7 protein-coding genes are annotated in these 12,340 nt (G+C 65.9%); 2 read left to right on the forward strand and 5 right to left on the reverse strand.

From position 1 onward, the window contains the following. Positions 1 to 37 precede the first annotated feature (37 nt). The gene (locus ACOIX3_RS05500; protein ID WP_420968773.1) at positions 38 to 1,048 is read right to left on the reverse strand and encodes a KpsF/GutQ family sugar-phosphate isomerase; all 1,011 of its coding nucleotides are present in this window, start codon (positions 1,046 to 1,048) and stop codon (positions 38 to 40) included. A gap of 239 nt (positions 1,049 to 1,287) precedes the next feature. On the opposite strand from ACOIX3_RS05500, the gene ACOIX3_RS05505 reads away from it, so the two are divergent. Then, positions 1,288 to 2,985, forward strand: a complete 1,698-nt coding sequence (locus ACOIX3_RS05505; protein WP_420968774.1) for an outer membrane beta-barrel protein — start codon at positions 1,288 to 1,290, stop codon at positions 2,983 to 2,985. Between the two features lie 23 nt (positions 2,986 to 3,008). On the opposite strand, the gene ACOIX3_RS05510 is transcribed toward ACOIX3_RS05505, so the two are convergent. The 3 genes from ACOIX3_RS05510 to gltB form a co-directional block, all read right to left on the reverse strand. Beyond that, positions 3,009 to 3,707 (reverse strand): haloacid dehalogenase type II, encoded by a 699-nt coding sequence (locus ACOIX3_RS05510; RefSeq protein ID WP_420968775.1) that lies wholly within the window; start codon positions 3,705 to 3,707, stop codon positions 3,009 to 3,011. Positions 3,708 to 3,899: 192 nt separating this feature from the next. Then, positions 3,900 to 5,357, reverse strand: coding sequence for a glutamate synthase subunit beta (locus ACOIX3_RS05515; RefSeq protein WP_420968777.1), 1,458 nt, complete (start codon positions 5,355 to 5,357; stop codon positions 3,900 to 3,902). 138 nt (positions 5,358 to 5,495) lie between these two features. Next, positions 5,496 to 10,259, reverse strand: coding sequence for a glutamate synthase large subunit (gltB, locus tag ACOIX3_RS05520; protein ID WP_420968779.1), 4,764 nt, complete (start codon positions 10,257 to 10,259; stop codon positions 5,496 to 5,498). A gap of 470 nt (positions 10,260 to 10,729) precedes the next feature. On the opposite strand from gltB, the gene ACOIX3_RS05525 reads away from it, so the two are divergent. Next, on the forward strand, positions 10,730 to 11,545 hold the full coding sequence (locus ACOIX3_RS05525) for a hypothetical protein (protein WP_420968781.1): 816 nt from the start codon (positions 10,730 to 10,732) through the stop codon (positions 11,543 to 11,545). A 180-nt stretch (positions 11,546 to 11,725) separates the two neighbouring features. Here the strand turns inward: ACOIX3_RS05525 and ACOIX3_RS05530 are convergent, their stop codons facing one another. Then, on the reverse strand, positions 11,726 to 12,202 hold the full coding sequence (locus ACOIX3_RS05530) for an Hsp20 family protein (RefSeq protein ID WP_420968782.1): 477 nt from the start codon (positions 12,200 to 12,202) through the stop codon (positions 11,726 to 11,728). Positions 12,203 to 12,340: the final 138 nt, after the last annotated feature.

The following is a 12,340-nucleotide window of genomic DNA, read 5'->3' on the forward strand; positions in this document are numbered from 1 at the left end:
GCCCTCAGATGCGCAATTGCGCATCGGGGAATGACAATTACGCCACGCCGGCGCGCAGCAGATCGTGCAGATGGATGATGCCGACCGGCTTCTTCGCATCGGTCACGATCAACGTCGTGATCTTCGAGGCGTTGAGCAGTTCCAGCGCCTCGCCGGCCAGCGTGTCGCGGCTGATCGTCTTCGGGGTCTTGGTCATGACCTCGTCGACCGACAGCGTCAAAAGGTCGGGGCGCGTCAGCTGCCGGCGCAGATCGCCGTCGGTAACGATGCCGACGAGATGGCCGTGGCGGTCGACGATGCCGACGCAGCCAAAGCCCTTCGAGGTCATCTCGACCAGCGCGTCCGACATCTTGGTGCCGAGCGGCTTCAGCGGCAGCGCCTCGCCGCTGTGCATCAGGTCGCGGGCAAATTTCAGCAGCGCGCCGAGCTTGCCGCCCGGATGCAGCACGCTGAAATCGGTCGAGGTGAAGCCGCGGCCTTCGAGCAGCGCGATCGCCAGCGCATCGCCGAGCGCCAGCATCATCAGCGAGGACGTCGTCGGCGCCAGATTGTGCGGGCAGGCCTCGCGCGCCTTCGGCAGCGTCAGCTGCACGTCGGCCGCCTTGCTCAGCGTCGAGTCCTTGTCGGCGGTCATCGCGATCAGCGGGATGCCGAAGCGCGCGGCATAGGCGATCAGATTGCGCATCTCCGGCTGCTCGCCGGACCATGACAGCGCCAGGATCGCATCATCGGCCGTGATCATGCCGAGATCGCCGTGGCTGGCTTCGGCCGTGTGCACGAAGAACGCCGGCGTGCCGGTCGAGGCGAAGGTTGCGGCGATCTTGCGGCCGATATGGCCCGACTTGCCGAGCCCGGTGACGATCAGCCGTCCCTTGGCCTTGCGGATCAGTTCGGCCGCCGCCGTGAACGCCGCGCCGAGGTCGGACTTGAGCGCCGCAGAGAGCGCAGCGACGCCGCTTGCTTCGGCATCGAGGGTGCGGAGTGCCGACTGAACGGCGCCGTCATCGGGGCCGGATGATTTGGTCATCGGCGGTTTCGGTTTGGCCATTTCGGATTCCAGGGGAGGGTTTTGCACCCGGGCGTCTCCCTTAGCACGTTCGATTCCGCGATGCGACGCGCGGCGGCGGATCCTCAACGGCTCATTAACCATAATTGTTTTAACTCCATTAACGACGTTTTTCGCCGCCCGGCGGGATGCGTACGTCAAGTGCATGAATTCGTTGGAGTATTTCCATCGTGTGGCGGCGGCCAGCAAGCGGCCCAAATCGGCGCGGATGCTTCGTTCGCGTGGTTTTGCCATGCCTTTTGCTGACTCCAGCGCTGACCGCGACGACCGGGCTCGCCAACGCCCAGACCGTGACGCCGGATCTGTTCAGCCCGAACCGGCAGAGCCAGGTGATCACCCAGGATTCGCCGCTGCGCCGGACCACGGCCGATGCCACGGATCCGCTCAACGGCTTGAGGCTGCCCGACGCCGATCCTGCCCGGCGTGCCTCGTCGTCGTCGACATCAACCACCGACCGCGTCGGACAGGTCCCGACCTACGGTCTTCCCGCCGCCAACGGCGCCGCGACGTCAGGCTATGACTCGCTCAACCGGAAGCGCCTGAAGCCGAAATATTATCCAGGCCAGGCCAAGCCGAAGCCGCCGCCGGGACCCGGCTCGCCGGTGCCGACGCCACAGCCGTTGACGGCGGCCGGGCAGTTGCGACTGTCGATCCCGCCGTCGGAGACCGCCAGCAAGCCGCCGGTGCCGCCTGCGATGGCCGGCACCATCGTCGGCCAGCCGCCGCGCAGGCGGCTCAAGATCGACGACGATCCGTTCGGTGCGGTCGGCGACTACGCCGGCTCGTTCATGGTCAAGACCGCGGTCGAGGTGATGGCGGGCTACGACACCAACCCGGGTCGCTTGAATTCGCCGCAGGGCAAGGCGTTCTACATGGTCGCGCCGGAATTCGTCGCGATGTCGGACTGGGAGCGCCACGCCGTCGTTGCCGATCTGCGCGGCTCGTTCACCGGCTACGGCTCCCAGCTCGCGCAGATTGACGGCACGCCGCTGTCGGCGCCGCTCGACGTCGACCGTCCGAGCTTCACCGGCCATATCGACGGCCGTCTCGATGTGTCGAGGGATACGCATCTCACGGCGCAGGCCCGCTTGCTGGTTTCGACTGACAATCCCGGCAGCCCGAACGTGCAGGCCGGCCTCGCCAAATATCCGCTCTACTCTACGGTCGGCGGCACCTTCGGCATCGACCAGCATTTCAACCGCATGCAGGTCTCGCTCGGCGCCACCGTCGACCGCACCGACTACCAATGGTCGAAGTTGACCGACGGCACCTCGTCGTCGAACGACGACCGCAACTTCTCGCAATATGGCGGCATCGGCCGCGTCAGCTATGAGCTCAATCCGGCGGTGAAGCCCTTCATCGAGGTGCAGGGCGACAGCCGCGTCCACGATCTCCATCTCGACCGCGCCGGTTTTGCGCGCGATTCATCCGGCGGCTATGCCAAGGCCGGCACCTCGTTCGAGTTCACGCGGCTGTTGTTCGGCGAGATCTCGATCGGCTACGCGATGCGCGATTACACCGACACGCGGCTCAACCGGCTCGAGGGCTTGCTGACTACGGCCTCGCTGACCTGGACCGCGACGCCGCTGACCACAGCGAAATTCTATTCCGACACCCAGCTCGGCGAGACCACGCTGCCCGGCACCTCCGGCGTGCTGTCGCGCACCTACACCGTCGAGGTCGACCACGACTTCCGCCGCTGGCTCACTGCGATCGGCAAGTTCACCTACGGTACGCTGGAGTACAAGGGCGACAACCGCAACGACACCATCTACTCGGTGTCGGCCGACCTGATCTACAAGATGACCCGCAGCCTCTGGATCAAGGGCACGGTGCGCCGCGACTGGCTGGATTCGAACCTGGCCGGACAGAGCTCGTCGTCGACGGTCGTGATGCTGGGCGTGCGGGTGCAGAACTAGCTGATTTCGCTCCCGGTGCAGTGTCACATCCAGCCGGCAGCGCGCAGCAGCTCGGGCACCTTATCGAGCGCGCCGGCCGTTGCGTTCGGCACATAGTCCGGCAAGGGCTGCCGCCCCGTGCCACGATCGATCCAGATGGTCCGAAAGCCGAGTTCGCGAGCTGCCGCGAGGTCGAGATGCGGGCTGGCGCAGATATGCAGGAGCCTGTCCTTGCCGACACCGATGGCGTTCCAGGCGTGTTGGAAGATACGCACGGACGGCTTGTAGGCTTCGGCCTGCTCGGCGGTGATGACGCGATCGATATGGCCGCCGAGTTGCGCGACGTTGCCGGCGATGATCGCATCATCGGTGTTGGAGATGATTGCAAGCTTCAAGCCCGCTGCCTTGAGGCGGCCCAGCGTCTCGACCACCTCTGGGAAAGGAGGCATCGCGCTGATCGACGATGTCAAAATCTCCGCGTGACTCGCTTCGAAGGGCAGCGCCAGCTCCGCCATCGTCAGGCGCAACGCTTCGGCACTGACGTCCTTGAAAGACATATGCGGGCGCTGCTGCTCCAGCCGATGCTCATGGCGGTCGTGGATCGCGATGAGCTCATTCGGATCGACTGCTCCTCCGCTGCGGGAAAGGATGCTGCGAACCGCAGCAGCCAGGCCTTCGTCCCATTGGATCAGCGTCCCGTAGCAATCGAAGGTCAGCCATTCCGGCCGCGGTCCTGCCAGCATCGTCCCAATTCCTCGCCATGCGCGGCGATCCTGACAGGTGGGACGGGCATGGTGAAATTAATTCAACCAATGATCTCGATTAGGAATGCAAATGGCATATCCAGCAGACGTCTCTGGAATACAGGATCGCCCGCTTTCGCGGGCGATGACGGTTCAGTGTGTGGCTGTGGTCCGGCGTGACGGCCGGAGCGCTTACCCCGGCAGGTCGGTCTTGCCCATCAGGAAGCTGTCGATCGAGCGCGCGCACTGGCGGCCTTCTCGGATCGCCCAGACCACGAGCGACTGGCCGCGGCGCATGTCGCCGGCGGAGAAGATTTTCGCGCGCGAGGTCTGGTAGTCCTGCAGGGAGGCGCGGACATTGCCGCGCTGGTCGAGCTCGATGCCCAGCGTCTTGAGCAGGCCCTCGTGCACCGGATGCACGAAGCCCATTGCCAGCAGCACCAGCTCGGCGTCGAGCGTGAACTCGGTGCCGGGCAGCGGCTTGAACTTGTCGTCGACCTTGACGCAATGCAGTTTTGTCACTCTGCCGTCGACGCCTTCGAACTTCGTGGTCAGCACGGCGTATTCGCGCACCGCGCCTTCGGCCTGGCTCGACGAGGTCCGCATCTTCAGCGGCCAGTTCGGCCAGGTCACGCCCTTGTTCTCGTGCTCGGGCGGCGCCGGCATGATCTCGAGCTGGGTCACGGACTTGGCGCCTTGCCGGAACGAGGTGCCGATGCAGTCCGAACCGGTGTCGCCGCCGCCGATCACGACGACATGCTTGCCGCCGGCGAGGATGTCGGCTGTGCCGTTCAGCGGCTCGCCGGAGACGCGGCGGTTCTGCTGCGGCAGGAAGTCCATCGCGAAGTGGATGCCGGCGAGGTCGCGGCCCGGGATCGGCAGGTCGCGCGGGGCTTCCGCGCCGCCGGTCAACGCCACGGCGTCATACTGCTTGGCGAGCTCCTGCGGGTCGATCGCACCTGGCGTCGAGCCACCCACGGCGTTGCCGTAGTGGAAGGTGACGCCCTCGGCTTCCATCTGCGCCACGCGGCGGTCGATGATGTCCTTCTCCATTTTGAAGTCGGGAATGCCATAGCGCAGCAGGCCGCCGGCCTTGGCGAACTTCTCGTAGACATGCACCTCGTGGCCGGCGCGCGCGAGCTGCTGCGCGGCGGCCATGCCGGCGGGGCCCGAGCCGATCACGGCGACCTTCTTGCCGGTCTTCTGCGCAGCGATCTCCGGCTTGAGCCAGCCATTGTCCCAGGCGCGGTCGACGATCGCGCATTCGATGGTCTTGATGGTGACCGGGTTGTCGTCGATGTTGAGCGTGCAGGACGCCTCGCACGGCGCCGGGCAGATCCGGCCGGTGAACTCGGGGAAATTGTTGGTCGAGTGCAGGTTGCGCGAGGCCTCTTCCCAGTTGCCCTGATAGACGAGGTCGTTGAAATCGGGGATCTGGTTGTTGACCGGGCAGCCCGGCGTACCCGGCGCGGTCGAGCCGGTGCCGTGGCAATAGGGGATGCCGCAATTCATGCAGCGCGCGGCCTGGTCGCGCGTGTCCTTCTCGCTCAGCGGAATGACGAACTCGTTGAAGTTCTTGAGCCGATCGGCGACCGGCTCGTACTTGCGGTCATGCCGCTCGATCTCGAGAAAACCTGTGATCTTACCCATTGAAACCCGATGCCCCTGCATCTCAGTTGTCCGTCATTCCGGGCTGCGCCGCGAGGCACAGACCCGGAGGTCTCGAAGTGGTCTGGCGAGATTCCGGGCTCGCGCCAATGGCGCGCCCCGGAATGACGCCCGGTGATACTACGCGCCGATCGCGATCTTCGGCTCGGCGTCGGCGTTGGCCTTCATTTCCTTCAGCGCGCGGCGGTACTCCACCGGCATCACCTTGCGGAATTTCGGCAGCCAGCCCTTCCAGTCGGCGAGGATCTCGGCCGCCTTCTTCGAGCCGGTCAGCTTGGCGTGACGCGTAATCAGGACGTGCAGCCGCTCCACGTCGGAGTCGAGCAGGTTCTGGAACACGTCGACCCGGCCATGCGCCTCGAGATCGCCGGAGTGGTGGTAGGTGTCGGCGTTGATCATCTCCTCCGACAGCACCGGCTCGAGCTCGACCATCGAAAGATTGCAGAGCTTGTTGAAGTCGCCGCTCTCGTCCAGCACATAGGCGATGCCGCCCGACATGCCGGCCGCGAAGTTGCGTCCGGTCTTGCCGAGCACCACCACGATGCCGCCGGTCATGTATTCGCAGCAATGATCGCCGGCGCCTTCGACGACCGCGACCGCGCCTGAGTTGCGCACCGCGAAGCGCTCGCCGGCGATGCCGCGGAAGTAGCACTCGCCCGCGATCGCGCCATACATCACGGTGTTGCCGACGATGATCGATTCCTCCGGCACGATGCCGGAGTTCTTCGGCGGCTTGACGATGATGCAGCCGCCCGAGAGGCCCTTGCCGACATAGTCGTTGCCTTCACCCTCGAGCTCGAAGGTGACGCCCTTGGCGAGCCAGGCGCCGAACGCCTGTCCCGCCGTGCCCTTCAGGCCGACATGGATGGTGTCGAGCGGCAGGCCGGCATGGCCGTAGATCTTGGCCACCGCGCCCGACAGCATCGCGCCGGCGGAACGGTCGGTGTTGTTGATCTCTTCCTCGATCTTGACCGGCGCACCTCGATCGAGCGCGGCCTGTGCCTGCTCGATCAGCCGGCGGTCGAGCACGGCGTTCAGATGGTGGTTCTGGCTCTCCGAGTGATAGATCGTCCGGCCCTTCTCCTCCTTCTGCCGCACGAACAGCTTGGAGAAGTCGAGGCCCTTGGCCTTCCAGTGCGAGACCAGCGCGGTCTGGTCCAGCATCTGGACCTGGCCGACCATCTCGTCGAACGTCTTGTAGCCGAGCTGCGCCATGATCTCGCGCACTTCCTCGGCGACGAAGAAGAAGTAGTTGATGACGTGCTCGGGCTGGCCGGTGAAGCGCTTGCGCAGCACCGGATCCTGGGTCGCAACCCCGACCGGGCAGGTGTTGAGGTGGCACTTGCGCATCATGATGCAGCCCGCCGCGATCAGGGGCGCAGTGGCGAAGCCGAACTCGTCGGCACCGAGCAGCGCGCCGATCACGACGTCACGGCCGGTGCGGAAACCGCCGTCGACCTGGACCGCGATACGGCTGCGCAGCCGCTGGCGCACCAGCGTCTGATGGGTTTCGGCAAGGCCGATCTCCCATGGCGAGCCGGCATGCTTGATCGAGGTCAAGGGCGAGGCACCGGTGCCGCCCTCGAAGCCCGCGATGGTGACATGGTCGGCGCGCGCCTTGGCGACACCGGCGGCAACCGTGCCGACGCCGACTTCCGACACCAGCTTGACCGAGACCTGGCCGTCGGGATTGACGTTCTTGAGGTCGTAGATCAGCTGGGCGAGGTCTTCGATCGAGTAGATGTCGTGGTGCGGCGGCGGCGAGATCAGGCCGACGCCCGGCGTCGAATGCCGCACGCGCGCGATCGTCGCGTCGACCTTGTGGCCGGGCAACTGGCCGCCTTCGCCGGGCTTGGCACCCTGCGCCATCTTGATCTGCATCATGTCGGAGTTGACGAGATATTCCGTCGTCACGCCGAACCGGCCGGAGGCGACCTGCTTGATCGCCGAGCGCATCGAGTCGCCGTTGGGCAGCGGCTTGAAGCGGTCGGATTCCTCGCCGCCTTCGCCGGTGTTCGACTTGCCGCCGATCCGGTTCATCGCGATCGCGAGCGTGGTGTGCGCCTCGCGCGAGATCGAGCCGAACGACATCGCGCCGGTCGAGAAGCGCTTGACGATGTCCTTGGCCGGCTCGACGTCCTCGAGCTTGATCGGCTTGCGCTTGTCGTCCTCGGCGCTCCTGATCCGGAACAGGCCGCGCAGCGTCAGTAGACGCTCGGACTGCTCGTTGAGGATCTTGGCGAACGCCCGGTAGCGCTCCAGCGAGTTGCCGCGCACGGCATGCTGCAAGGTCGAGACCGATTCCGCGGTCCAGGCATGGTCTTCGCCGCGGGTGCGGTAGGCATATTCGCCGCCGACATCGAGCGCGCTCTTGTAGATCTGGCCGTCACCGAACGCATCGGTGTGGCGCCGCACGGTCTCCTCGGCGATCTCGCCGAGGCCGACGCCCTCGATCCTTGTGTGGGTGCCGGCGAAATACTTGGCGACGAAGTCCGCCTTGAGGCCGACCGCGTCGAAGATCTGCGCGCCGCAATAGGACTGGTAGGTCGAGATGCCCATCTTGGACATCACCTTGAGCAGGCCCTTGCCGATCGACTTGATGTAGCGCTTGACGATCTCGTAGTCGTCGAGCGCGCCGGGCAGCCGGTCCTTCATCGCGAGGATGGTCTCGAACGCGAGATAGGGGTTGATCGCTTCGGCGCCGTAGCCGGCGAGGCAGGCGAAGTGATGCACTTCGCGCGGCTCACCGGATTCCACGACGAGGCCGACCGAGGTGCGCAGGCCGGTGCGGATCAGATGATGATGCACGGCGGCGCAGGCCAAAAGCGACGGGATCGGAATCCGGTCGGTGCCGGTCATGCGGTCCGACAGGATGATGATGTTGATGCCCTCGCGCACCGCGCCCTCGGCGCGCGCGCAGAGCTCGTCGAGCACCTGCTCCATGCCCGCCGCGCCGAAGCCGGCGTGGAAGGTGGTGTCGAGCGTGCGCGACTTGAAGTGGGTCTCGGGAACGTCGGAGATCGAGCGGATCTTCTCGAGATCGGCATCGGTCAGGATCGGCTGCCGCACTTCGAGGCGCTGGGTCGAGGCGACGCCCTGCAGGTCGAACAGGTTCGGCCGCGGCCCGATGATCGAGACGAGGCTCATCACGATCTCTTCGCGGATCGGGTCGATCGGCGGGTTCGTGACCTGGGCGAAGTTCTGCTTGAAGTAGGTGAACAGCTGCTTCGGCTTGTCCGACAGCGCCGAGATCGGCGTGTCGTTGCCCATCGAGCCGGCTGCTTCCTCACCGGTGGCCGCCATCGGCGTCATCAGGATCGTGATGTCTTCCTGGCTGTAGCCGAACGCCTGCTGGCGATCGAGCAGCGGCAGGTTGGAGCGCACGCCCTTGGCCGGCGCATCCGGCAGCTCCTCGAGCTGGATCTGGGTGCGGTGCAGCCAGTCATTGTAGGGATGGCTCTTGGCGAGGTCGGCCTTGATCTCGTCGTCGGGAATCAGGCGGCCCTGCTCGAGGTCGACGAGCAGCATCTTGCCGGGCTGCAGCCGCCACTTGGTGACGATCTGGTCCTCCGGAATCTTCAGCACGCCCATTTCGGACGCCATCACGATGCGGTCGTCCTTGGTGACGAGGTAGCGCGCCGGGCGCAGGCCGTTGCGGTCGAGCGTCGCGCCGATCTTGCGGCCGTCGGTGAAGGCGATCGCGGCCGGGCCGTCCCACGGCTCCATCAGCGCGGCATGATATTCGTAGAAGGCGCGGCGCTGCTCATCCATCAGGGGATTGCCGGCCCACGCTTCCGGAATCATCATCATCACGGCGTGCGGCAGCGAGTAACCGCCCTGCACCAGGAATTCGAGCGCGTTGTCGAAGCAGGCGGTGTCGCTCTGGCCTTCATAGGAGATCGGCCACAGACGGCTGATGTCCTTGCCGTAGAGCTCCGAATGCACGGAAGCCTGCCGCGCCGCCATCCAGTTGACGTTGCCGCGCAGCGTGTTGATCTCGCCGTTATGGGCGATCATCCGGTAGGGATGCGCCAGCGACCAGGTCGGGAAGGTGTTGGTCGAGAAGCGCTGATGCACCAGCGCCAGCGCGCTGTCGAAATCCGCTTCGTGCAGGTCGGGATAGTACTTGCCGAGCTGGTCGGCGAGGAACATGCCCTTGTAGATCACGGTGCGGCACGACAGCGAGCACGGATAGTAGCCCGCCATGCCGCGGTCGCGGCGCTGATAGATCGCCTGCGAGATCGACTTGCGCAGGATGTAGAGCCGGCGCTCGAAATCGTCCTCGGTCTTGACCGCATTGTTGCGGCCGATGAAGACCTGCATGTGATAGGGCTCGGTCGGCTTCACCGTGACGCCGAGCGAGGAATTGTCACTGGGCACGTCGCGCCAGCCGAGCAGCTTGAAGCCCTCGTTCTTGATCTCTTCGGCGATGATGCTCTTGATCACGTTCCGCCACGCGGCATCGCGCGGCATGAACAGCGCGCCGATGGCGTATTCGCCGGGCTTCGGCAGCTTGAAGCCGAGCTCGGAGGTCTTGCGCGCGAAGAAGGCGTGCGGGATCTGCACCAGGATGCCGGCGCCGTCACCGGCGCGCGGATCGGCGCCGACGGCGCCACGATGCTCGAGGTTGCACAGGATGCTCAGCGCGTCGGAGACGATCTGATGCGACTTCTGGCCCTTGATGTTGGCGATGAAGCCGACGCCGCAGGAGTCCTTTTCCAGGCTCAGGTCGTACAGGCCTTCGGCCTGCGGGCGCCAGGTGTGAAGCTCGGGGGTGTGCGGTCCATAGGACGCATCATGCGCGGCATCGGCGGCTTTCGAGTCCGCGGTCGCCGACAGCATGCCTGCCACGATGGTTTCGCGCTCGAATTCCGACCCGCTCATGTGTCCTCTCCCTTTCGTAAGGGGCCTCACCGTATTTGGCGCACCTTGGACGTTGCGGCACCCACCGGGCCACCGCTCGTCCGCCGCGAGCCGCATTTTCCTAAATTCAGGCGACGGGCGTTTCAACGTCTCCTAGGAGACGGCCCTGCCTGCAGCATTCTCGGAGCCCGGGGCGCCGAGTTTTCGTTGCAATCCCTATGCCGGAATGGCCCCGAAATTGAGACAGCTTTGCTGTCCTAACCTCGACCTTGCCAAATTTTTGTCTATCACACAAGCGCGAGGAAGTCCTCGCCCGCATGCTTGGATCGGACAGCTCGGCGGGCCCGCCGCGCCCCTGATTCGAAGCAAACACGCCGTGATCTGGCCCAAGGAGGGACCAAGGACCGCCGGAATTCAAACCGAAATTTTACCCGGCAAGCCGGCAAGAGAGCGGGAAGCTCCCAGAGGCGGGCCAGACAGGAGTTACGGCGATGAAGTTGTTCACAGGTTCGGTTGCAGCCGCCGCCCTCGCGCTCAGCGCAGCCTCGGCCCAGGCGCAGCTGGTGACGTCCGTCCGGATTGGCAGCCCCTCTTTCGTCAGGGTATCCGACATGGGCGGGCCCTACGCCGCCATGCCCGAGGTTCCGCCGCCGCCGCGCTTCGGCCGCGTCCCGAGCCTGCTGCCGCCGGTCGAGGTCTACACGGTGCTGCGCGAGAACGGCTATCTGCCGCTCGGCGCGCCGCAGCAGCGCGGCTTCGTCTACACGATCTCTGTGATCGACCAGGGCGGCGACGACGGCCGGCTGGTGATCGACGCCCGCGACGGGCACATCGTCCGCTTCACCCCGGCCTATCGGCTCGGCGACAACTTCGAGGAGGAGATGAGCGCGACCTACGGCCCGGTCGGCCCGATGCCGCGGGCGATCCAGGCGAGGGTGCCGCGGCCGCCGCTCCCGATCCCGCATGTCGCCAGCCGCGTGCCCGTGCCGAAGCGGAGCCCGCTCGCGGCCAGGACAGCGCCAGGTCCAGCGCCCGGTCCGGCACCGGCTTCTGCCCCGGCGGCGGCCCAGGCTCCCGAGCCGGCGGCTCAGGCCGCCGTCGCCCCGACCACTCCGCCGAGCCCGGCAGCTGCGCCCGCGCCTGCCGAGCAGGCCGCGGCCGCACCGAAGCCGGCCGAAGCCCAGGCGGCCGCGCCGCAGGCCGTCCAGCAAGCCGAAGCTCCGACCGTCGGTCAGGCCGCTCCACCGCCGCCAGCGCCCGCGATCCTGCCGACCCAGGCGATGCCGAAGGTGCAGGGGCTGGAATGACAGAGGTCGCTGCGTAGCCCGGATGGAGCGCAGCGAAATCCGGGACAGTCTCGCCGCGGGGAACGTCCCCGGATTGCGCTTCGCTCCATCCGGGCTACGGCCCGCGCCAACAAAAAAACGCCCCGGTTTCCCGGGGCGTTTTCGCGTTCAGCCAATATCTGCTGACGCGGGACGTGTCGCTTAGGCCGCGACCTTGCCGACCGAGGCGTCAAACACCTGCGGGGCCTTGTCGCCGCCGCCGATCGGAATGCTGCGGGGCTTCTTGGCCTCGGGAATCTCGCGGACGAGATCGACGTGGAGCAGGCCGTTCTCGAGCGAAGCGTTCTTCACCTGCACGAAGTCGGCAAGCTGGAAGACGCGCTCGAAGGCGCGGGAGGCGATGCCGCGATAGAGCACTTCGGCGCTGTTGCCGGAGTTCTCGTTGGCGGATTTCTCGCCCTTGATCGTCAGCGTGTTCTCTTTCGCGACGATCGAAAGCTCGGCCTGCGAGAAGCCGGAGACCGCAACGCTGATCCGGTACGCATTCTCGCCGGTGCGCTCGATGTTGTAGGGGGGATAGCCGGGGCTGCCGTCCGAAGTCACCTGATCGAGCAGGCTGAAGAGGCGGTCGAAGCCGACGGTGGAACGATAGAACGGAGTGAGGTCGTAGCTACGCATAGGGTAGTCCTCCAATGAGCGACTGTTTCAGTTACCCGCCCGCCATCGGGCCGGGCTTAGATGTGTGCAGCCTGATGTTCCGGTTCCGAAACACTGGTAGCGGCCTGCACTGAGGTGATATGGGAGGGGTCATGTCGC

Origin of the sequence: Bradyrhizobium sp. B120 (genome assembly GCF_049075665.1) — a bacterium.
Classification (GTDB): Bacteria; Pseudomonadota; Alphaproteobacteria; order Rhizobiales; family Xanthobacteraceae; genus Bradyrhizobium.